This window comes from Odoribacter sp. (assembly GCF_985060555.1).
On sequence record NZ_CFKYFN010000037.1, the window covers coordinates 1 to 23,265 of the forward strand.

19 protein-coding genes are annotated in these 23,265 nt (G+C 42.0%); 9 read left to right on the top strand and 10 right to left on the bottom strand.

Annotation, left to right across the window (positions count from 1 at the left end; translation table 11 throughout):
- Window positions 1-254: 254 nt before the first annotated feature.
- The gene (locus AC5RDS_RS04855) at window positions 255-1,550 is read right to left on the bottom strand and encodes an OmpP1/FadL family transporter (RefSeq protein WP_013613404.1); all 1,296 of its coding nucleotides are present in this window, start codon (window positions 1,548-1,550) and stop codon (window positions 255-257) included.
- A gap of 211 nt (window positions 1,551-1,761) precedes the next feature.
- On the opposite strand from AC5RDS_RS04855, the gene AC5RDS_RS04860 reads away from it, so the two are divergent.
- Window positions 1,762-1,968: an RNA-binding S4 domain-containing protein gene (locus tag AC5RDS_RS04860; protein WP_013613403.1), complete on the top strand. Its 207-nt coding sequence runs from the start codon at window positions 1,762-1,764 to the stop codon at window positions 1,966-1,968.
- 7 nt (window positions 1,969-1,975) lie between these two features.
- On the opposite strand, the gene AC5RDS_RS04865 is transcribed toward AC5RDS_RS04860, so the two are convergent.
- From AC5RDS_RS04865 to AC5RDS_RS04890, 6 genes are all read right to left on the bottom strand, one after another.
- Window positions 1,976-2,356 (bottom strand): SRPBCC domain-containing protein, encoded by a 381-nt coding sequence (locus tag AC5RDS_RS04865; protein WP_013613402.1) that lies wholly within the window; start codon window positions 2,354-2,356, stop codon window positions 1,976-1,978.
- Window positions 2,357-2,429: 73 nt separating this feature from the next.
- Entirely contained in the window at window positions 2,430-3,668 is a 1,239-nt protein-coding gene (locus AC5RDS_RS04870) for a glycosyltransferase family 2 protein (protein ID WP_157741861.1), read from the bottom strand.
- A gap of 81 nt (window positions 3,669-3,749) precedes the next feature.
- Window positions 3,750-4,358 carry an OmpH/Skp family outer membrane protein gene (locus AC5RDS_RS04875; RefSeq protein WP_013613400.1) on the bottom strand — a complete coding sequence of 203 codons (609 nt, stop codon included), beginning with the start codon at window positions 4,356-4,358 and terminating at the stop codon, window positions 3,750-3,752.
- A 113-nt stretch (window positions 4,359-4,471) separates the two neighbouring features.
- Window positions 4,472-5,146, bottom strand: coding sequence for a peptidase associated/transthyretin-like domain-containing protein (locus AC5RDS_RS04880; protein WP_013613399.1), 675 nt, complete (start codon window positions 5,144-5,146; stop codon window positions 4,472-4,474).
- Window positions 5,133-5,753: an RNA polymerase sigma factor gene (locus tag AC5RDS_RS04885; protein WP_013613398.1), complete on the bottom strand. Its 621-nt coding sequence runs from the start codon at window positions 5,751-5,753 to the stop codon at window positions 5,133-5,135. Before AC5RDS_RS04885 ends, AC5RDS_RS04880 begins: the two co-directional genes overlap by 14 nt.
- On the bottom strand, window positions 5,744-6,874 hold the full coding sequence (locus AC5RDS_RS04890) for a glycosyltransferase (protein WP_046404793.1): 1,131 nt from the start codon (window positions 6,872-6,874) through the stop codon (window positions 5,744-5,746). Before AC5RDS_RS04890 ends, AC5RDS_RS04885 begins: the two co-directional genes overlap by 10 nt.
- A gap of 176 nt (window positions 6,875-7,050) precedes the next feature.
- Here AC5RDS_RS04890 and AC5RDS_RS04895 point away from each other — a divergent pair, with 176 nt between their 5' ends.
- Complete coding sequence (locus AC5RDS_RS04895) at window positions 7,051-8,238, top strand: 6-phosphofructokinase (protein WP_013613396.1); 1,188 nt, start codon at window positions 7,051-7,053, stop codon at window positions 8,236-8,238.
- 76 nt (window positions 8,239-8,314) lie between these two features.
- Here AC5RDS_RS04895 and AC5RDS_RS04900 read toward each other — a convergent pair whose 3' ends face one another.
- The gene (locus AC5RDS_RS04900) at window positions 8,315-8,554 is read right to left on the bottom strand and encodes a hypothetical protein (protein ID WP_013613395.1); all 240 of its coding nucleotides are present in this window, start codon (window positions 8,552-8,554) and stop codon (window positions 8,315-8,317) included.
- A gap of 352 nt (window positions 8,555-8,906) precedes the next feature.
- Here AC5RDS_RS04900 and AC5RDS_RS04905 point away from each other — a divergent pair, with 352 nt between their 5' ends.
- The 3 genes from AC5RDS_RS04905 (at window position 8,907) to AC5RDS_RS04915 (ending at window position 12,575) form a co-directional block, all read left to right on the top strand.
- Window positions 8,907-10,265 (top strand): UDP-N-acetylmuramate--L-alanine ligase, encoded by a 1,359-nt coding sequence (locus AC5RDS_RS04905; RefSeq protein WP_288792178.1) that lies wholly within the window; start codon window positions 8,907-8,909, stop codon window positions 10,263-10,265.
- A 238-nt stretch (window positions 10,266-10,503) separates the two neighbouring features.
- Entirely contained in the window at window positions 10,504-10,953 is a 450-nt protein-coding gene (locus AC5RDS_RS04910; protein WP_013613392.1) for a hypothetical protein, read from the top strand.
- A gap of 260 nt (window positions 10,954-11,213) precedes the next feature.
- Entirely contained in the window at window positions 11,214-12,575 is a 1,362-nt protein-coding gene (locus tag AC5RDS_RS04915) for a TrpB-like pyridoxal phosphate-dependent enzyme (protein WP_118102815.1), read from the top strand.
- A 106-nt stretch (window positions 12,576-12,681) separates the two neighbouring features.
- Here AC5RDS_RS04915 and AC5RDS_RS04920 read toward each other — a convergent pair whose 3' ends face one another.
- On the bottom strand, window positions 12,682-14,640 hold the full coding sequence (locus tag AC5RDS_RS04920; RefSeq protein WP_494222235.1) for a tetratricopeptide repeat protein: 1,959 nt from the start codon (window positions 14,638-14,640) through the stop codon (window positions 12,682-12,684).
- 180 nt (window positions 14,641-14,820) lie between these two features.
- On the bottom strand, window positions 14,821-15,921 hold the full coding sequence (locus tag AC5RDS_RS04925; protein ID WP_118108125.1) for a Kelch repeat-containing protein: 1,101 nt from the start codon (window positions 15,919-15,921) through the stop codon (window positions 14,821-14,823).
- A 300-nt stretch (window positions 15,922-16,221) separates the two neighbouring features.
- Here AC5RDS_RS04925 and AC5RDS_RS04930 point away from each other — a divergent pair, with 300 nt between their 5' ends.
- From AC5RDS_RS04930 to AC5RDS_RS04945, 4 genes are all read left to right on the top strand, one after another.
- The gene (locus AC5RDS_RS04930; protein ID WP_013613388.1) at window positions 16,222-17,541 is read left to right on the top strand and encodes a DUF4270 family protein; all 1,320 of its coding nucleotides are present in this window, start codon (window positions 16,222-16,224) and stop codon (window positions 17,539-17,541) included.
- Window positions 17,542-17,571: 30 nt separating this feature from the next.
- Window positions 17,572-18,831, top strand: a complete 1,260-nt coding sequence (bamG, locus tag AC5RDS_RS04935; protein WP_071823585.1) for a BamG family beta-barrel-assembly machinery protein — start codon at window positions 17,572-17,574, stop codon at window positions 18,829-18,831.
- 93 nt (window positions 18,832-18,924) lie between these two features.
- Window positions 18,925-20,019, top strand: a complete 1,095-nt coding sequence (locus AC5RDS_RS04940; RefSeq protein ID WP_013613386.1) for a TlpA disulfide reductase family protein — start codon at window positions 18,925-18,927, stop codon at window positions 20,017-20,019.
- A gap of 105 nt (window positions 20,020-20,124) precedes the next feature.
- Entirely contained in the window at window positions 20,125-23,130 is a 3,006-nt protein-coding gene (locus AC5RDS_RS04945; protein ID WP_494222236.1) for a serine hydrolase domain-containing protein, read from the top strand.
- Window positions 23,131-23,265: the final 135 nt, after the last annotated feature.

Below are 23,265 nucleotides of genomic sequence, written 5' to 3' on the forward strand. Positions count from 1 at the left end.
GGAACGAGTGTCCGGTTAGGGTTTCCCAACGCCCAACCGGTGATGCCTGACGTGCTTGGGAGGAGGTCCGCCGATTGAAGGAAAGCCTTAGCGGACCGTTCCAGGCGAACCGGTCTGACGGCACAAAACCCGGAAGCGGAATAGAAAGAAAAATAAACCTACGTTTTAATATAAATATGTATATAACGGCCTCATAAAAAAAGCTATCCGAATCAGCTGATTTCGGATAACTTTTGGGGAGGTCAATTCTATTCTCAAAAACGATAGGCCAAACCCAAAGAAGCAGAAACGGCATTCGATTCGTATTTCCCGGAAAACTTACCGCCGGGACTATATTTGTCCGGGTAAGAGCCATGCCGGCTGACTCCCTGTATATACAAAAAGGCAAAATCGATCTGCAAATTCCGGTAAGGTTCGAAAGAACACCCTGTCGAAATACCGATTTTTCCCATACCGGGAGTTTCCGGATTGTAATTATTTTTCCGGATCGGACTTTGATCATAGTATAATCCCAAACGAACATCCAACCGGTCTGTCGCCATATACTGGGCCCCGATCCGGTAGATCATCGTATTTTTATAATTTTTCTCTGCTTTTATATCCTCGATTTTCAATACTTTCTCATTGAAAACAACATTTAATGAATCGTAAGCACTCCAACCGACAAACTGCAAATCCAAAGCCAGTTCCCAACGATCGGTCGGCCGGTAACTAACCCCGAAAGTCGTATTCGAAGGCAAAGGCAACTGAGCATGAAAAGTCCCCTTATCCAAAGGAGGTATTTGTCCTGTTGCATCCAGCAGATCTTTTATCTTCTCACTGGCATAATCCAATTCCGCCGTCCCTTCTTTTACTTTCATCCGGACCCGGGAACGGTAAGAAAGACCTAAAGTCACTTTATCGCAAACATCATACATCACTCCGATATGATAGCCCAGTTTCACTTTCGACTTTCCATCCAAAGTGGCAGACACGGGTACAACATCCTGATAATCGGCACCCAGAATCGGCACCAAAGCTCCGACAGGCAATAAAGCTCTGGAAAGATTTACATTTCCCATAGCGATCTGTAAACCGACTCCAACACTCAGATTATCCAGAATTTTATACGAAAGAGTGGGCTGTATGATATATGATTTCAAGGTGATATCCTGAATCAGATGAGCTCCTTTCCAGGCTTGGGGCCATTTTAAAGAATTTCCATAAGGAGTAGTCAAAGAAATTCCGGCTGCCAGGTTATCATAAATCCGATATCCGACATAGGCATATACAGGTGTCCCTACCGAATTATCTGTCTTTGCAGAATAATCTCCGTTTTTGTACCTGGCATTTGAAAAAATACCGGATATCCCCACCGACATATCCATATGCCCATTGAGATACACCAAGCCTGCCGGATTGAAATGCATACTTTCGGCTCCTAATTTCATACCTGTCCCGACATGTCCCATTCCCGTCTGCTTTGTACTCAAAACGTTTACCTGATATCCTTCGGCAAATGCGGACGATAAGGTAACACTGGCCAGTAAGGATAAGAATAATTTCTTCATAAAAATTAATTTTCGTTCATAAAAGGTTGTCCTGTAACACATTGCAAACAACCATCAAAATTTCAGAACGGCAAAAATAAATACTTTCTTTCCCGTTTGTTTCTACTTTACGGTATGTACCCCATATAAAGTTACAGGAATTCCGGGACAAAAGGTCCGTCCCAAAATCCCAAAAAAGTTGTATTTTTACATAGAATTTAAACGATCGGAAATGTTGGAATTTGAATTGACAGAAGATTATATCGAGCTGATCAAGCTGCTGAAAGTATTACAAATTGCCGAAAACGGGGCAATGGCAAAAACATTGGTGGAAAATGGAGAAGTGGTTCGTAATGGCGAACCGGAAAGCCGGAAACGGGCCAAAATCCGAAAAGGCGAGGTAATCAAAGTACTGGGCCAGACGATCAAAGTCATCTGATCCGGCGTCAATACATTTCAAGCATTCCTTTTATCGCTTCCAGATAATATTCTTTCCATCCCCCGGTGATCTCTTCGTACACATCTTCGGGGATATGGGTATGAGTCAAACCGACCAAAGTCCTGGCTCCCTCTTTTTTCAGGGTAATGCGGACGATAGATTGTTTTTCCTGCTCACCGAAAAACCATTCCTGTACCAACAGCTTACCGGGAACAACTTCCAGGTTAACACCTGTAATATCCCCTTCCCAAAGTGAAAACACATAACCTTCTTCAGCTTTCATATCAGCGGGATAGCCACTCCACAATTCAATCTGAAAAGGATTGGTCAATGCAGCGAAAACCTCTTCGGGATCGGCAGTGATCTCCATCTTGTATTCGAAATCCATATTTTTATTATTTGCTGACAAAGATATATCTTCTTATGTCAATTCCAGCTTCTCTTCCCCTCTTTTTCCACGCCTATCTGAATAACTTTCTGAAAATCTGAAGGGCACATTCCAAAGATTCGGCAACGGGTAAGTTCAATTCTGCCAGCAATTTATTGGCCGCAGACAAGATATCTATTTTCGAATAACAACTTTCATGCACAAAATTCAGATATTTCAACACACGGAAAGCATTGAAATTATCGAAAAACCGTTTCATAAATTGCTCTACAGAAGCACAGTTTGCATTGATCTCCGCCAAGACTGCAATTCCATTCATTTGGGATAAAAAAAGCCGGATATCCTTCGTCTGCTGTTGAAAATAGCCCGAAACACCAGCTTCATCCACTTTATAAAGGGTAGAAATTCCCTGAAAAAAACATTTTAAATCCCGAAAAGCCTGTGGGTGATATACCCGAAAATGTCCGGACTCCTGAACGATCTGCCGGACCGCCTGCCCGGTTCCAAAAGGGGTACGCCCCGAGAATCGCGGAGAAGGATATACCTGCGTCGACTGTAAGGTTGCATATCTACCGGTAGCGATCAATTTCTGCAAAAAATAAAAATCCTCTCCAGCCTGTCTTTTATTCATTCCTCCCTGAGCCACATAATCCAACGTCCTTACAGCAAAAGCCGATCCTATACAATGGTAGGCATGGGGATGACCGGTATACTCCAATGCCAAACGATAATACCTCAGATACAATTCGTATTTCATTATCGCCTCACGGGCCTGAACTGTCATATCGGCTTCTTCGAGACGGTGAGCATAAGCAATAGAAACGCCGGCCACAGATTTTTCCTGAAAATAACGGACCACCTCCTCCAAATAATTCGGTTCGACCCAGGTGTCAGCATCCAAAGAAAGAATAGGAGCATCGATTCGCCCGTTTCGGTAAAAAAAGGCAGCCGATAAATCCATAGCTATTTTCCGGGCCAATCCCACTCCGGCATATTTTGCAGGTAAATCGAATGCTTCGACCACTTCGAAGCGAAGCCGGTCGGTCTGCCTATCCCGAACATATCGTTTCAAAGTGTCAGACAACCCGATATTCCGGGTCTTTATTTCCTGCGGGCAAACTTCACTATGGTTCACTACAATCAAAACACCCGCCTTGATATTCATCACCGAACAACAGCAAAGTGAATCCAGGGTAGCAAAAATATCCGGATCGTTGAAAACGGGGATAATAACAATCACAGCAGTATCTGCCTCAAAAGAAAGCTGACGAGAGACCGGATTCCGACTGAAATAACGTTCAAATACCTTCATAAGCATAAACTGCTCCGATGGTTAACCCTTACCTATAAAAAAAGGCTGATCACTCAGCCTTTTCAAAAATCTTCTGTCATTTTATTTCTGACTATCGCCCTTTTTGTAATTGGCATTCAAGCGATCGACAATCTCTTTCGTAATATCGAAACCATCCTCGGCATATAAAACATTTCCACCCAACTGAGTACTCAATACAATACTGAATCCTTTCTCTTTGTTGTACTCTTTCAAGAAATTAGTGATTTCGTCAAAAAGCTGTTTGTTCAGTTCGCTCTGCTCTCTGGAAGCTTTATCCATCATCTCCTGTTGTAAGCGGCGGAAATTTTCTTGTTTCACCAACAATTGATCTCTGGCTTCTATCGCCCGGGCTTCGGAAATAAAACCGTTATTTTGCAATTTCCGTTGGAATTCGGTTCCTTCCTGATCGATTGCTTTCGCTTTTATATTCAATTCTGTCCTGCGATCTTCCTGTTTTTTCAGAAAAGCCTCGTTCAATTCGACTGCCAGCTGATAATTATTCAAAAGTGTATCCGTGTTGATATATACAATTTTTGTTGCATCGGCAGTACCGGCAACTTTACTGGTCATTGCAGTTTCCGGTGACTTATGGCCAGAAAAGTACAATACATAAAGTACAATCACTGCAACGAACAACACAACATTCAATACAATGGACAAATTCTTCATAAAATCATAACTTTATTAATACTAAATACTTGCCTATCTTTATTTTTCTCCGGTTAGCCCAACAAGGAAAAATTACAGACACAATAGCACTACAAAGATATATTTATCTTGAATCAATTATCTTGCTTTTCCTTTTTTTTCAAATAATAAATCTTCTTTAACAGATCGATTTCATTAGGATTGAGCCATTCTTTCTGATTTTTTACCCGCCGTCTCATTCGGAGCATTTTATAGGCATCGACCGACTGTGTACCGACTCCGATACCGACATCGACATGCCCTTTCATCTCGACACTCCGGGCATATTCGTTGAGCATCATCCGTTGATTCATATCGGCATCCATATAGTCTACAGGCGCATAAGCCTGCTTCAATATGCCGGTCATATTATTACGGGCATTGATCAGATTTTGTCTTTGCACCTCTCCCCACCGGCGTAAAATCAAAGCTTCTGATAATTGTAAGGTATCGGGAGACAGAAAAACCCCCATCATGTACCGATCTTCGAGCAAAGTATCGGGCATGACAACAGTACAAGGTTTATAGCCGACAAAAGTAAAGCGGACGGTATCTTTACGACCGATTTTCAACACAAAGCATCCCATTTGATCGGAAATAGTTGCTTTACCTTCACCATAACGACAAGTCACATTAGGAAGTGTCTGTGAATCCTGAGTGTCGAAGACTACTCCGGAAAATACAACACTATCCGAAACGACGACCCTCTGTGCACAAACAATTGGAGAAAGAAAAATAAAGAATAAAACGATAAAATTAATTTTTACCATGTTCCTTAGCAATCTCGGTATGCTGTAAAATATTCAAGAGTAGTTCCCGAGCCCGGAACAATTGAGCTTTCACCGTCCCCAGAGGAATAGCCAGGGTATCGGCGATTTCTTCATATGAAAATTCGTCGAAATAGCGTAATTCGATTAACCGGCGATATCTTCCTTTCAAAAGAGCGACCTTTTCCCGCATAAAATCGGCACGTTGCTGACGAATCGCTTCTTCATCCGGCGTTCTGACATCAGCCGGAATACTATTGATATACCCTCTGTCTTCAGGATTGATATCGTCGACATCCAAAGACACAGTCTGCGCCTTTCTTTTCCGGATAAAATCGATCGTATTATTCGAAGCAATCTTAAACAGCCAGGTACTGAAAGCAAATTGTGGAGAGTAATAGTTCAAACTGGCAAATGCCTTCTCGAAGGCCTCGAACATCAAGTCTTCGGCATCAGTCCGATTGTTTACCATTTTAAGGATCATAAAATATACAGAATCCTTGTAACGCTTAAAAAGTTCCCCATAAGCTTTCTCATCTCCGGCAATTGCGTTACGAACTATCTTATAGTCGTATAAAGCTTTTTCAGATAAGTTGTTAGTTATCTCCATTTCTTTGCAGTAAATATTGAATAAAAATTATAATACCATTGAAATATAAAACCCAAGGTATTTACAGTGAACGAAGTTAAGAATAATTTCCTTTGCCCCAGATGTTTTAATACCACATTTATTACTATAAAATCTATTAAAAATGTTAATATTATAATTCCGGCACTGTATTCACGTAATGTTCCTTGTATAATAAAATAAAATGCCGACAAATAAACGATACTTTCAACGATAAAGTCGACATCGCTACTCAAACGCACAGCCAATGGCCACCGACGTTTCGTAGCATAATAATAGGAATAATCATCTTTCCAGGCTTTTTTCCGCTCGTCACAGATCATCACCCGGGTATCGGGGTCTTTCACCACTTTGACCGTCCCCTTTTTAGCCATATCTTTTACGATTTCTGTATCGTAACCGATATATTCCTGGGTATTAGCGGTAAACCCTCTTTTCTCCAGATAGTATTTTTTCCGGTATCCCATATTATTACCATTTCCGACCACCTGTAGTCCCCGTCTATTCAGCACCATCGTCTTCCAGAACCACAAGAATCGGAAATAACACCTGAATTTTCCTCCCGCACCGTCTACCGGATAATTGGAGTATCCGATCACGACCGCCGTATCGGGCGTAAAATAAGAAGCCATCGCATGCAGCCATCGCCCGGATCCGGGCTTACAATTAATTTCAGAAAAAAGCAACACATCATATTGTGCCGCGAGGACACCTATATTAATAGCAATCTTCTTCGTACGCCGGAATTTCGTTTCAGGAAAAATCCGGGTAGTCTTCAAATGCGGGTATTTCTGTTGCAAATCGGATAAAACATCCTGCGTCTCATCCTCGGAACATTCGTCTACGACAATCACTTCATATTTTGGATATTCTTGGGTCAGAAATGCTTCAAGATTCTGTTTCAATAGCTCGGCCTTATTCGAACAGGTAATAATTACCGAAACTCCTTCCTCGGGTTCTACAGTTGCCGGTCTTTTTTTAGTGGTAAGTACCGTACTGCGTAAAATGATCATAATCAAATGGGCAAAAAAAAGGAGGATCAACAACAGGAATAACCAACCATTATAGCCTAATCCTACCCAAAAATCAACAAAATTATTCATTTCAAATTAAAAAATCATAAACCTCTATAAAGCCATAAAGCGCTTTATTACATCCTTTTCTAAATACATTCAAAAAAAATCACACAAATATAGTCACTTATTGACGATTTATTTTGCTATTCAGAATATATTTTATCACTTTTAGTGTGAATTTACTAACATTAATTTCAATTACTATGAATCAGAAAGCAAAAGGAATTATCGGTATTTTAACCGGAGGAGGAGATGTACCAGGATTGAATCCCGCCATCAGAGCAGTCACCATACGTGCCTTACGAGAAGGGTATAAAGTGATCGGAATCCGGCGGGGCTGGAAGGGTTTGGTCGATGTCATCCGGGACAAAAAAGTAGATAATTCATGTAATTATTTCGAGTTGACCGAAGAAATCGTAAATAAAGCAGGACGAACAGGAGGTACTTTTTTACATTCATCCCGGACACGTGCTTCGCATGTCCCCCAATCAGCCGTTCCCGAACATCTGAAGGACAAATACAATGCAGAAATAAACGATTTAACCCCTGAAGTCCTGAAGAATCTGGAATTTATCGGCATCGACTACCTCATCCCAATCGGAGGAGACGACACCTTAAGCTATGCCGTACGCCTGAGTCAGGAAGGAGTAAAAGTAGTAGCGATCCCGAAAACGATGGATAACGATGTACCGGGTACGGACTATTGTATCGGTTTCAGTACCTGTATCACCCGGACGATCGAGCTGACCCATGACTTGCGAACTTGCGCCGGTTCACACGAACGGCTGCTGGTACTGGAAGTCTTCGGACGCTATGCCGGTTTCTCAGCCATGTTACCGACACTGGCAGGAGCAGCAAACCGCTGTGTGATTCCCGAATACCAATTCGATATCGAACGGTTAGCGGAATTATTATGCCAGGACCGGTATACCAATCCGAGCAAGTATTCAGTGGTACTGGTATCCGAGGGAGCTAGTTACAGCGGCGGCCAGATGATGTTCCAAAGTGATGAAGCGGACATGTTCGGTCATAAGAAATTAGGAGGAATTGGAGATTATGTTTCCAACGAGCTTAAAAATCTTTCTCCTAAGTTCAATAAAGGGGAAACCATCAATGTCATCAATCAAAAACTTGGTTATCTGGTACGTTGTGGAAATCCGGATGCGATGGACTCTATCGTGCCTATGGCTTATGGTAATCTTGCACTCGATTTAATCTCTAAAGGAATGCACGGGCGTTTAGTCATTTTAAGAAACGGACGTTATGATAATGCACCTATAGATATTGTCACCAGTAGTAAAAAATTGGTCGATATCAATAAATTCTATAATACCGATCGTCTGCGTCCTCAATACAATAGCTTCGAATTTATGCCGCAAATGATTCTTTAAAAGCTAAAGGCTAGAGGCTAAAGGCTAAGAACGATTAAACGCTTATAGCTTTTAGCCTTTCGCTTATAGCTTTAAATTACTTAGTTTTTTTAGGGGTCGGTGCCTTTTGTTTCATAGCGGCAGAATCGGGAGCGATGCTATCCACTGCAATAACGACAGTCTCTGACTCGATAACGGTTACTGAATCAGCGGGTTGCTCTGTTGCCTGAACTTTCGCCTGTTCCTTTTTTTTCTGAGAATTTCCGCAAGCGGCCATAAACAATACTACTGCAACCATTGTAGTAAAGACCCAAGCTGTAGAACCTTTTGTTTTCATTTCCTGTTTTTATTTAGTATTACAGAAAGATTTTACGCAATCCTGAACAAAAAGTTTTATTACAGGTCGCCGGACATACGGTTCCGGATGATTTTTTCGAAAAAATAAGGGTAAATCCGATATCCGAAAGGCTCACACCCTTCGAACAAAAGTATTCTCCGAAGACCAGAAAATAAATAAATCTCATGTACTGATTTTAAATTACACAAAAATTTGTCACGACTAATTGTATTTCTCTTTGCAAATTGTGTACCTAAAACAACTATCTTTGTCCTATAAGATTATCGGATAGCACACAGAACTAATTTATTTACAATCGATTGAATATCTACAACACTATAAAAATAAGTTTATGAACATACATCTTATTGCTATCGGGGGAAGCGCAATGCATAACCTGGCGTTAGAACTTCATAAAAAAGGATATCAGGTGACCGGTTCGGATGACGAGATTTTCGAACCCTCGAAATCCAGATTAGAAGCAGCAGGCCTGTTACCGGAAAAGTGGGGTTGGTACCCGGAACGCATCACCTCCCGTTTAGATGCCGTCATTTTGGGTATGCATGCCCGGGAAGATAATCCGGAACTACAAAAAGCACAGGAACTTGGAATTCCGATTTACAGCTATCCGGAGTATCTGTACGAGCAAACCAAAAACAAATTACGGGTCATCGTCGGCGGAAGTCATGGAAAAACGACCACAACTTCGATGATCATGCATGTTTTGAAAACGTGCGGAATAGAATTCGATTATATGGCCGGAGCTTTATTGGAAGGCTTCGATACCATGGTTCACCTGAGCGACCGAAGTAAAATCGCTGTTTTCGAAGGAGACGAATATCTTTCTTCTCCCATCGACAGACGCCCCAAATTCCACCATTATCACCCCGATATCGCTATCCTCACCGGCATAGCCTGGGATCATATGAACGTTTTCCCTACTTTTGAAAACTATGTAGAACAATTCGCTCTTTTCACCCAACAGATCACTCCGAACGGTAAACTCATCTATTACGAAAATGATGAAAATTTACGACAGATCGCCTCTCGGGTACCTGCTTCTGTACAAGCGATCCCATATACAAGTTTTCCTCATTATACCGAAGAAGGAACCACTTATTTAGCAGGTAGCTTACCGACCCCTATTCAGGTATTCGGAGAACATAATCTGCAAAACATTTCAGCCGCCTATCTGGCTTGTAAAGAATTGGGCATCGACGAAACCGCTTTTTTAAAAGCCATCGCTACTTATAAGGGAGCAGCCAAACGCCTGCAAAAAATAGCCGAACAAAACGATACAGTCGTATTCCTCGATTTCGCCCATTCGCCATCAAAATTACAAGCGACCATAAAGGCTGTACGGGAACAATATCCCCGACGCAAGTTAATCGCTTGTATGGAATTACACACTTTCAGCAGCCTGAATGCAGCTTTCCTTCCACAATATCGTCATACCATGGACCTGGCAGACGAAGCTATCGTATTTTTTAATCCGGAAGTCGTAAGGCACAAACGCTTACCTGAGATCAGTTCCGAAGATGTCAGAAAAGGTTTCGACGATACGCAATTGAAAGTATTCACGGATAACCGGCAATTACTAGAAGAGCTAACACAAAAGAATTACGAAAATAGTGTATTGCTCATTATGACTTCGGGCAATTTTTCAGGCATCGATATAAAAGAATTAGCCACGCAACTCATTCATAAATAAAATATAGCCGGGAAAAATTCCCGGCTATCTCACCAAGCTTCTCCTCTCTCCGAACAAGAACATATTCGTATATTATCTCAAACAAATTATACGAAACAACTATTATCAATCCATTTTGTGACGTAATTTCAAAATTTAATTATAACTTATAAACGAAGGCTAAGGCAAATGTAAATAATTTTCAAAAGAAACACAAGAAACGGTCTTTACAAGTAAACATTTTTATATTGCGTCAACCATGGATATGTCAATAAATCAAAGGCTTGCTAATTTTCTCTATGAGAAAAAAATTTCACAAGAAGAATTACGAATTAAACTTGGTCTGAAGACACGTCAACAAGTGAGTAACTGGTTAAATTGCCGGGATCACATACCAGACAAGCATCTGATGGGAATTATCCGTCTATTCCCGGAACTAAATGCCAATTGGCTCATCCGTGAAATAGGAAGTCCGCTTATAGACCAAAAATCTCTCCGGCAAATCAATCGGAACGAATTCGGTTTCTGCGAGGAATGTTTGGAAAAAGACAAAGAAATAGAAACCCTGAAAACCCTACTACTCAAGAAAGAAGAAGAAATCGAGAAAAAAGAAAAAGAGATGCGAGAATCTTGCCGGGAATTAGGGAAAATGGAAGAACGTCTATCCCAATTCGAAAAAGTATTAGCACAAAAAGAATGTACCCATTAGAATAAAAATCCATTATTATTTGGAATTTAAAAAAAATCATTTCTATATTTGTTGCATCAAAAGAGAATAGAAGAGATGACAAAACAAAATCACATGACTCAGAATTGGTGGTGGCGCCGGTTGAACTTCGTAATAAACGATGAGGTAATGTGATTCTATTGTATAAAAGAACTGAAACGCCTGATGTTTATTACGAACATCAGGCGTTTTTCTTTTGCTTAATCATTAAAATCAGATAAACACACTAAAACGCAAACAACATGAAAGGAGACAAGAAAATTACCCTGACAGAAAAAGAATTACCGACCCACTGGTACAACATCGTGGCGGATATGACCAACAAACCGTTACCTCCTCTGAACCCTGTAACCAAACAAGCAGCCAGTAAAGAGGACTTTTTGCCTATTTTTGCCGAAGAGTTAGTCAATCAGGAATTTTCGCAAGAACGTTTTATCGAAATTCCTGAACAGGTACAAGATTTGTACAAAATCTGGCGTCCGACTCCGCTAGTCAGAGCTTATGGACTGGAAAAAGCCCTGGATACTCCGGCCAGGATTTATTTCAAAAACGAAAGTACCAGTATGGCAGGATCACATAAACCCAACACCGCCATCCCACAAGCCTATTATAACTATAAACAAGGCATCAAACGCCTGACCACCGAAACAGGCGGAGGGCAATGGGGATCTGCCCTGAGCTTCGCAGCCCGTTACTTCGGAATAGATTTAAAAGTATTCATGGTGAAGGTCAGCTATAATCAAAAACCTTACCGTAAACTGATGATGAACACCTGGGGAGCCGACGTCATTCCCTCGCCGAGCGAACTGACGGAAGCCGGAAGAAAAATCCTGAGCGAACATCCCAATTCTTCGGGTAGTTTAGGTATCGCAGTATCGGAGGCTGTTGAAATGGCAGCCAAAGATCCCCAAACCAACTATACCATCGGCAGTGTATTGAACCATGTATTGATGCACCAAACCGTCATCGGAGAAGAAGCTATTCTTCAAATGGAAAAGGCAGGAGCGGAACCCGATGTGGTGATCGGTTGTTTTGGCGGTGGCTCGAACTTCGCCGGTATCGGCTTTCCTTATTTACGCAAAAAACTAACCGAAGGGAAACAGATCCGGGTCGTTGCGGTAGAACCTCAATCCTGTCCGAAACTAACCCGGGGAACCTTCCAATATGATTTCGGCGATACCGTAGGGCTGACTCCTCTCATTCCCATGTATACCTTAGGCCATAATTTCGAACCGGCCAATATTCATGCCGGAGGACTTCGCTACCATGGAGCAGGAGCGATCGTCAGCCAATTATTAAAAGACCGGTTGATCGAAGCTGTAGATATGCCTCAGCTAGAAACTTTTGAAGCCGGAGTACTATTCGCCCGTACCGAAGGGATTATCCCTGCACCCGAATCGACCCACGCCATCGCCCAGGCGATCCGGGAAGCCCAAAAGGCCAAAGAAGAAGGAAAAGAAAAGACGATCTTATTCAATCTTTCGGGTCACGGTATGATCGATCTGTATGCCTACGAACAATACTTCGCCGGTAACCTGGAAAATTATACCATCCCCGACAGTGAAATAACCTGCTCACTGAAAGATTTGGAGAAAATTATTTAAAAGCTAAAAGGCTATAAGCTAAAAGCGATAGGCTAAACCCACTCGCTTTTTGCCTTTAGCTTTTTGCCTTTAGCTTTTTGCTTATAGCTTATAGCTTTCCCGCCTTTCAGTTTTCCTTACAATAGCGCTTGATAACATTATAGGCGCTCACGATACCCAACTCACCGGCTTTACTCAAATCGGCATTTGCCAAAGCTTTTTGGCCGGTATAGATATACAATAGTCCCCGGTTGAAATAGGCTTCGGCAATATCCTTATCGAGTCTCAATACCTGATTAAAAGTTTCGATAGCCCTCTCGATCTCGCCACTTTTGGCATATACATTGGCCATATTGAATAAGGCAAAAACAAAATCAGAGTCTATCCGGAGACATTCATTATACCCTTCTATGACCTGAGAATAATCTATCTTGCGTTGCATTTGCTGTTGTTCACCGACAATACGGGGAGTCTTATCATCCACAGATTCGATATAATCGAACATTAACATTCTGGCATTAGCTAAATTAAACAGTGCCAAAAGATTATCGGGTTCTTTCTCCAATATCGCCGACAAGTCTTCGATGGCTTTGGCATACTCCTTTTGATTGAGATAAATACTTCCCCGGATCAAATAAGCATCCGCATCCCCTGTCTGCATTATCCGCCCGGTCAGCTCTTCGACATAAGATTCTGCAAAATCGGCCGGATATACCAAATCTTTATTACATAGCGTAATAGCCGGATTATAATTATGTGCCTGATTATAATCCATAATATGCCGGTTATAATATTGTACTTTACCACTTCTCAAGGAATCCAGGCTCAGGTATTGCACATAAAACACATCCTGCAATTCGATGATCACTTTCTTATCCTGCACCCGTCCGTTGATCACATCCCGCACTTCGTCATGCCGGGCATTGATATCGATCAACTTCTGGAAATTGGCCGTAGTATCTACCAAAGCATTCTTATCTCCTTCTTTCATCCGCTTATAGCGATCCATGATCTGCATCGCCAAATAATGATCCTTATCGGCAGCCTCGAAATCCTTTAACTCCTGATTAACGGCCGCCCGTGCCAGATAAGCTTTCACAAAATCCGGATACAAATGAATACTCTCAGTGAAATCATCGTAAGCCCCATACCAATCCCGGATATCCATTTTCAGCAATCCCCGGTTGAAATAAATCAGGATATTATCGGGATTCATTTCCACCACTTTATCCAAATCCCGGATAGCTGCATTTTTCTCGCCTACCTCTGCCCGCAACATAGCCCGGTTGTAATAAGCATAAATATAATTGCTATCGATCCGGATCACTTCACTATAATCGTTCAATACTTCCGGATATTTCTTCATTTCATACCAAACCATCGCCCGGCTCATCAATATACGCTTATTCTCGGGATTAGCTTTTAAAGCCCGGTTAAAATCTTCGATGGCATTGTGATACTCTTTATGCTGAAACCACAAATATCCTCTCAAACCGAAAGCATCGTCCGAAAACATATTCAACCGGATAGCAGAACTACAATCGGCCATCGCTCCCTCCCAATCGTCCAGTTTTTCCCGGACCACAGCCCGGTTTAAATAAGCGGCTACCAGTTTACTATCGATCATCAACGCTTTCGAGTAGTCTTTTTCAGCAGCCTTAAAATCCCCCATTTCAGCTTCGGTAATCCCCCGGTTGGCATACACATAAGCATCCCTGGGCTCTAAAGCGATCGCCTGGGCATAGTCGGCCATCGCCTCCTCATATTTACGTAAGTTATGCCAAGCCACTCCACGATACATATAAGCATGAAAATAATTGGGATTCAACTCGATAGCCTTCGAATAATCCTGTATCGCCCCTTCATAATCATCCAGATTCAATTTGGCCAGCCCCCGAAAGAAATAAGGCTCCGACAAATAGGGCTTCACCCGAATAATGTTATTAAAGTTATCTATAGCAGAAATATAATCATCGAAATAAATGGCATTTTGCCCCATCCGGAGGATGTTATTGGTATTCCACTGAGCATATCCCCCCCAAGAACACAGGAACAAAAAAGCAAATAAAATAAACGTTCTCCTCATTTTTCTCTAAAGTTTATGCGCTAAAGATAAATAAAAAAGATATCGGATACAAATAAAGCCCAAATGGATCGTTGGTATAACATAACTTCAAAAACAGACGGATCAAAAAAGATGGAGCCCAAGAAGAGCCCCATCTTTATATCATTCCGCTTTTAAAATCCGAATCGATCCGGCAACGTACTATTCACGAGGTGCATAGTCGTTATCATCGTCTTCGTCGATTCCAGGAGTAAATTTCCAGGTATCGACATCTATCGGATCATTCATTTTCGATCCTCCGGTAGTCACATACCCGTAATCATTAAAGGTAAATCCTACGGCATAAGCACGTCTGTTCATCGCAGCAGGCAATTCGGTCACTTCATCCCAACGGTCAGTATCGATATTATATTCCCAGCAAGTACCCGGATAACTTCCGTTACCTGTAGCCACATATCCTTTCAATACACCTCCATCTCTTGAAGACACAAAAGCAACGGCATATGCGCGGGGAATCTGATTATAATCATTGTCGAAACCACGTCCGTCCTGATCAACTAAAGGCTCTTTATCATCCCAGGTCGTACCGTCGAAGGTATATACATCCCGGCGGAAATTGGATCCGGAAGAAGAAGCAGCACCAAGACATACCACAGCTTTGTCTTTGATCACAAAAGCAACGGCACCACAACGCGGTTCGCCACGGAACTCAACGTTACTCCAGGCAGCATCTCCTGATTTTGAAGGATCGAAACAATACATATCGTTCACCACCATTCCACCGCTAACCAGTCCGGTCCCGACATAACCTTTACCATTTAAAGAAAAGGCTATACCGTCTCTACGTCCACCATCCTTACGATCCGCAGGCTTCGGTAATTTAATGACTGTAGTAGTATCCCAACTGACCCCATCGAAAGTATAAAAATTGTCATAATACGTTTCTTTACCCAAATATTCACGGTATCCGGTTCCGACATAAGCCACCTGATGACCTTCTTCACCGACGACGAATGCCACAGCACCGGCACGTCCAACAGTAGGAAAACTGGCGACAGAGACCCACGATTTACCGTTAAACTTCCAGAAATCCGTCAAATATTTATCCTTTTCTTCAACATTTTCATTTCTACCAAGACCGACATAAACTTCACCGTTCAAGGTAAAAGTCACAGCGCCTGTTCTGGGTCTTCCACTAAACGAATAACCCCGGGACCAGTCTCCCCACGTATCGTCATTTGAATGACAAGCAACAAAAAATAACCCCAGCATTATCAGGCATAAAAAATTTACTTTTTTCATAAATTACTTTTTTATCTGATTCAAATTTATAATTCTATATTACACTTCAAAAATCATCCGGCAAAACTAAACATTTTTTGCATATAATTCCACTCAAATCACGAGATAATCTTTCGAATCGATAAAGATTTCAGTTTTTTAACACACTTCCGCAAACATTCCCGGGCGGTGTGTACGAATGATAAAGAATATTTTCATTCGTTAAGCATTGAGCGAATTGCAATAAAATAACAGAGCTCATGCCATATTTTTAGAAAATAGTTTTACCTTCGCGTCGTAAATAATAAAAAATCCTATTATATGCGATTGATATTTTTTCTACTTATAGCTACGTTAGGACTATATTCCTGTAATAATGACCTAACTACCATAGGTCAGGATTTGATTAATAATGGAAATCATATTGAAGTACAAACCACCTTGCTGAAAGAAACAGGTACGATAAAAATAGACTCCTTTATCACCTCCAGCGGAAGATACGGTTCGGCTATTACGGAAATGTTCATGGGCCGCTATAAAGATCAATATAGTGGTGTCACGACGGCATCCCCCTGTTTTCAGATCGTTCCGGTTTCCCAACCGTCTATCAATTTCCGGTATTTGCTGGATTCGGTCACCTTCCATTTCAAAGTAGGGAAAAATATTTGGGGAGATACGACAGAAACAGCTACTCCTCAAACACTTTCACTTTATCGTTTGGCCCGCTTGCCGGAATTCAGGACAGACCAAAACGACTACTTTTATAACCGGGATTCTATTCCATGGGGAGATAAACTGGCAACAGTCAGTTTTATTCCCAAAAGGATGATTATGAATCAGGTATATTTCAAACTCGAGAAGGATACGCTGACCGAAAGAATGTTTGCTATGATGCAAAACGACGATCCTATTTTCAGGCCGAACAGCAATAGTGAGATCAGCTATTATAAATTTATCAATTATTTTAAAGGTCTGGCTATTCAAAGTGGAAAAGACAATAATTGTTTGTTAAGCCTGGAAATGATCCCGGACAGCCTGTACATGCGTTTTCATTACCATAATGCAGACCAAAAGTATACTTACGATTTGAAGCTATTGAGTCAGAGAAATGAATACCAATATTTTAATGTAAAAAATATACCTTCGGAAAAGTATGGTTTCGAAGCTTTGACCGAACAGACAAAAGAAGTGAAATTTACAGAACATGACATGGCTATCGTTCAAGGGCTTAGTGGATATATGGTAAAAATGGTCCTTCCGGAGCCCGATGTTCAATCGACTTATAAAACCGTGGTAAAAGCTGAAATTGAAATAAAACCCCGGGTATGGGCTTCGCCGGAAGTTGCTTATCCATCGACGATCAGTGTTTATTATACGAACAAGATTAATGAAATAAAAGGTGTGGCTTATAACAGTACCAATAATCCTATTACCGGAAGATATGTAAAGACTGAAAACAATGAAGAAGACAGGTATATTTTCGACATTACCGATTATTACCAAACAATTTCCCGGTATTCCGACTCCAAGGATGTCAGACAGCTGTTATTGACCATACCTAATTTAACTTCTTCTTTTAATCGTATGATTATAAAAGACGTGCCTGTATTGAGGGTATATTATGCAAGTTATAAAGACTAACCAAGAATCATTCTCCGATATCGAACAATTATGAAAAGAATATTCCTTATAACGTTTTTGTCTATATTCATTTTTAAGGTGTACGGACAGGATAACATCGGAACCCCATACTCTGTATATGGAATCGGTTTACAGACAGAAAATGCCGGTCCTTACAACGCTATGGGTGGAGTTGCGGCAGCTATGCGCGACAACGGCAATATCAATTATCTGAATCCGGCATCTTATACGGCCCTGGATACGGCTCGTCTTTATTTTCAATTCGGCGTTACGGGCGAGTATGCCCATTTGTCTACCTACAAAGAAAATGCAAGTTACCGGGTGGCACAAAACACGGCATTCAACATAGCGTTCCGTCTCCATAAAAACATGTATATGTCTCTGGGATTCACAGAAAAATCGGATATCGGCTACGACTTGTCTTATACAAACGTGATTCCTGGAAGTTCGGATTCTTACTTTCAACAAAATATTCAGGGAGAAGGCGGACTGAATGACGTTTACCTCGGATTAGGCTGGAGATATAAAAACTTATCGATCGGTTTGAACACGTCTTTAATTTTCGGTAAGATCGAAAAACGTCAGACCCTGACCACGATGATCGAAGGTAGTAAAATTATCAAAACCAGTGAAAACAATCGTATTCACGATGTTTTGTTTACCCCCGGCATCCAATATACTTTGAATCTGTCTCCCAAATCCATTCTGACATTGGGATCGGCTTTCAATTTTACACAAAAACTAAGGTCCAAAACCGATTATATGGCTTATAGCGTCAATTCCAGTACCAACACGACCGAGATGCTCAATGATCTGACTTTAAAGCGGGGATATATCAAATATCCATTCCGTATTTTGAGCGGATTCGATTTCAGATACAACCGGAAATGGGATATTGCCGGAGACTATACGTTCCAAAAGATGTCTGTTTATGAAGAGTTCGGTAAAAATCAGGAACTGAAAGATTACCATAAAGCAGCCTTAGGGTTGTCCTGGACACCGGAACGGCTGGGACGTTATTGGTGGCAGCGCAACAGTTATATGTTAGGAGGCTATTTTATTCATTCCGGCATCGATGTCAAAAATGTAGATATCAATACTTACGCCATCACCTTCGGTTCTCAAATTCCTTTTTACACGGCCCGTAACGGGATCCTTCTCCTTGGCGTGGCATTCGATCTGGGAATCCGTGGAACAGAACAAAACGGTTTGATTCAGGAAAAATTTGCAAAAGTCCGTATTAATATCGGCTTCAATGAATTCTGGTTTATGAAGCGAAAGATTAACTAAACATTAACATGACAAGACGATGCCCGAAGCATCGTTTTGTTATTTTTATCCCTATCTTTGTATTAGTTAATTTTTATCACAAACTCTAAAATCATGAAGAAAAGTTTATTATCTTTAGCTGTTATAGCCGTATCACTATCAGCCTGTGACACAACACCGAAATACAATATCAACGGGACCATTACAGGAGGCGAAGCGAACAACGTTTATTTATTACAACGTCAGGGACGTACGATCGATACACTGGCCAAAGCTCCTGTAGCCGAAGGCAAATTCAAACTGACAGGTAGCGTTGCCGGGCTGACCCCAGCTTTTATCGTCGTTGAAGGACAACGGGGAGGGGATCTTATTTTTGTAGAGAATGCCGATTTTACTGCAAACTTAAATCTGGAAAATCCGACAGCTTCTAAAATCGAAGGAACTGCCACCCAAGGAATAGCCAATCAATATACCGCAATCTCAAACGAAATGGGTAAAATGGCTAAAGAGCTGAACCAAAGTTACAGGACTGCCTACCAGGAAAAAGATGAAGCTAAAATGAAAGAATTGCAGGAGCAGTACGAGAACTTGATGAAAGATTATGAAGCTAAAGAAGATGCTATAAACAAAGCGAATGCAGACAGCTATGTCGCTGCTTATATTTTAGCCGGCAAACTCTACGAATATGATTATGAAAAACTAGTCGAAAAATTCAATACCCTGGGGGAAAATGCCAAAGCAACAGAACCGGGAAAAACAATCGCCGACAGAATCCAGAAATTATCTGCAGTAGCAGTAGGCCAGGTTGCTCCTGATTTTACTTTGAATACTCCCGACGGAAAACCGCTGTCTATGCACTCTATCAAAGGTAAAGTAAAAGTGATCGATTTCTGGGCATCCTGGTGTGGCCCTTGCCGTGGAGAAAATCCCAACGTAGTGAAAATGTATGAGAAATTCCATCCGAAAGGACTCGAAATTCTGAGTGTATCTCTGGATGAGGATAAAGATGCCTGGTTGAAAGCGATCGAAGATGATAAATTGACCTGGAATCACGTTTCCGACTTGAAAGGATGGCAAAATGCAGCTGCACAACTTTATTGTGTAAATGGAATTCCTCACTTGGTTGTATTGGACGAAAACAATGTTATTGTTGCCAAAGATTTGAGAGGAGAAGAATTACAAAATAAAGTAGCTGAATTGTTGAAATAATTTAACATTCATTAGCATACAACAGAGGGTATCGTCAACACGGTACCCTCTGTTTTTTCGTACATTTACGGGAATATTTCTAGTTAGCAAGTACGCATTCCGGATATGAAAGAAAAAATCATTTTACTGTTTATAGGTCTTCTGGTATTTCAGGGGAGTTATTCCCAACCGGCCGAAGTATCCCGGCATTCCTGGGCCGATTCGGTCCTCCACCAAATGAGTCTGGATGAAAAAATAGGCCAACTCTTCATGATTGCGGCCTACAGCAACAAGAACGAAAATTACGAAAACGAACTGGAAAAACAAATCCGGCAATATCACGTCGGAGGGCTCATTTTTTTCCAGGGGAAACCGACTCAGCAAATCAAACTAACCAACCGGTATCAAAAAGCAGCGAAATATCCTTTAATGATCGGGATGGATGCGGAACACGGAGTAGGCTGGCGCCTGGAAACTGCGATGGAATTCCCCAAAATGCTGACCAACGGGGCTATCCGGAAAGATAGTCTGATTTATGCATTGGGAGCAACTATCGCCCGGCATTGCCAGGAACTAGGGGTTCACGTAAACTTCGCCCCGGTAGTAGATATCAATAGCAATCCCCGGAACCCGATCATCGGAATGCGTTCTTTCGGCGAAGACCCGGAGGAGGTTACCCAAAAAGCGATCTTATATGCTTATGGCTCTTTGAGTCAAAACGTGCTTCCCGTCATCAAACACTTTCCGGGGCATGGAGATACCGATACCGATTCTCACCATACCCTGCCTGTCATCCCACATTCCCGCCAACGCCTCGACTCTGTCGAACTCTATCCTTACCAGCATCTGATCGAAGCCGGCATTCCGGCGGTTATGGTCTCCCATCTGGCGGTTAAATCGATAGATTCGACAGGCATTCCGGCTTCTCTCTCCAGCCCGATCATCCAGGGATTGTTACGCCGGGAGCTGAACTTCTCCGGCCTGTGCTTCACCGATGCCATGAATATGAAGGGGGTAACCCAAAACTCCCAGCCCGGCGAAGCAGAAGTAAAAGCGCTGCTAGCAGGTAACGACATGCTCCTTTTTCCGGCCAATCTGGGGAAAGCAGTGGAAGCGATCAAAAAAGCCCTGGCCGATAGCCTGTTGGACGAGCGGACGATCGATGAAAAATGCCGGAAGATACTGGAAGCAAAGCAAAAATATGTATTACCGAATGTTTATCCGGCCGAAACTCCGGGTCTATGGTCACGTCTCAACTCTCCTACCGACATAGCTCTGAAGCAACAACTTTACCAGGCAGCCATCACCCTGATTAAAAATACAGACTCTTTACTTCCCCTCAAACGCCTGGATACCCTCCGTATCGCCAGTCTGAATTTCGGAGCCAGAGCAGTAAACAATTTTCAAACGACACTGGAACGTTATACTCAAGTCACTCACTTCGTAGCAAACAAAAAATTATCGGACGAAGAACTCCGGAATTTGCAAAAAAAGCTCCAACCTTTTAATTGTATCATTATTTATAATAATCTGAGTACGAATTCGGCTCAAAAAGATTTCGGTTATTCGACAGTCTTAGATACCCTGATCCGGCAGCAAACCGGCAAGCGAATCATTTTATGCCATCCGGGCATCCCATACGGTCTCGCTTCCTACGCTTCCCTCCCGACCGATGCTTTATTACTCAGCTACGAAAATCATCTTTATGCCCAACAGTATGCGGCACAAGCCATTTTCGGAGGCATAGCCATGACTGCCCGGCTCCCGGTTTGTGTAAATCCGGATTATCCGGCCGGTACAGGTATTCAAACGCCCAAAACCAGACTGAGTTATACCAGTCCGGAGATGTGCCGCCTGGATTCTGAAAAATTAGCCAAAATCGACTCCATCTGCCAACTGGCGGTCCAGGCACATGCCACCCCCGGCTGTCAGGTGCTGATTGCCAAAGACGGTAATATCTTTTACAATAAGGCCTTCGGTCATCATACCTACAAACAAACGACTCCCAACAAAACATCCGACATTTACGATTTGGCCTCCGTAACCAAAATCACAGCCACCCTACCGGCCATAATCAAACTGTACGATTCCCGGAAAATCAATTTGGCGGCTCCGTTGTCGGACTATTATCCTCCATTAAAAGAGACCGATAAAAAAGACATCACCGTACAGGAAGTACTATGCCACAATGCAGGTTTGAAAACCTTTCTGCCTTTATTTACGGATGCTATCGATCCGAAATCGCTCCCCGGACCTTTATTTACCAGCAAACGGACAGCGCACAACACCACCCGCCTGAAAGACAGGTTATATGTAAATCTCAATTATCGGTTTAAAGACAGCACGGTCTCCAATTCCCCGAAACCGGGCTATAAATACATGGAACCCGGACTTTATATGTTCCCGGCCTACCAGGACACGATCCGGTCCTGTATACTTCATTCACCGCTAAATCCTAAAAAAGAATATGCCTACAGCGATTTGGGGTTTATTCTTCTGAAATTCGCAGTGGAACACGTAACTGAAAAATCGTTAGACCAATACTGTCAGGAAGAATTTTATCGGAAATTAGGTATGCACCATACCGATTTTCTTGCTCACAAACGCCTGAATAAAAATAATCTGGTTCCTTCGTGTGTCGATAAACTTTACCGCAAAACGGAACTCAAGGGCTATGTACACGACCCTGTCGCAGCGCTGCTCGGTGGCATTGCAGGACATGCCGGTCTCTTTTCAACAGCCGAAGACCTGGCCAAAATGATGCAATTGTATCTGAACGGAGGAACCTATGGAGGAGAATATTATTTTTCACCCGAAACGATGGCCACCTTCAGCTGTAAAAACAATCTGTTTCCTAAAAACCGCAGAGGCCTGGGTTTCGACAAACCCGAACCGGATCAAACCAAGATCAATCCGGTCAGTAAGTGTCTCCCTTTGACCAGCTTCGGACATACCGGTTTCACGGGGATTATGGCCTGGTGCGACCCGGATAACAAACTGTTATACCTATTTTTATCCAACCGGACTTATCCCGACGAATTTAACACAAAATTATCTGAAATGAATATACGGACCCAAATACAGGATATTATATATCAGGCTTTGGAAGAAAGTAAAATCAGGTACAATTAGTTTTCAAAGTATTTCAGGCCCCGTTTTTATTACAGAAAAAATTCCGAATTTAGAATCATTCTAATGTATTAAAATAGGGTAAAGTTAAAGAAAAAGGATACTTTTGCAGGATTAAAGGGTATTAAACCAGTTATT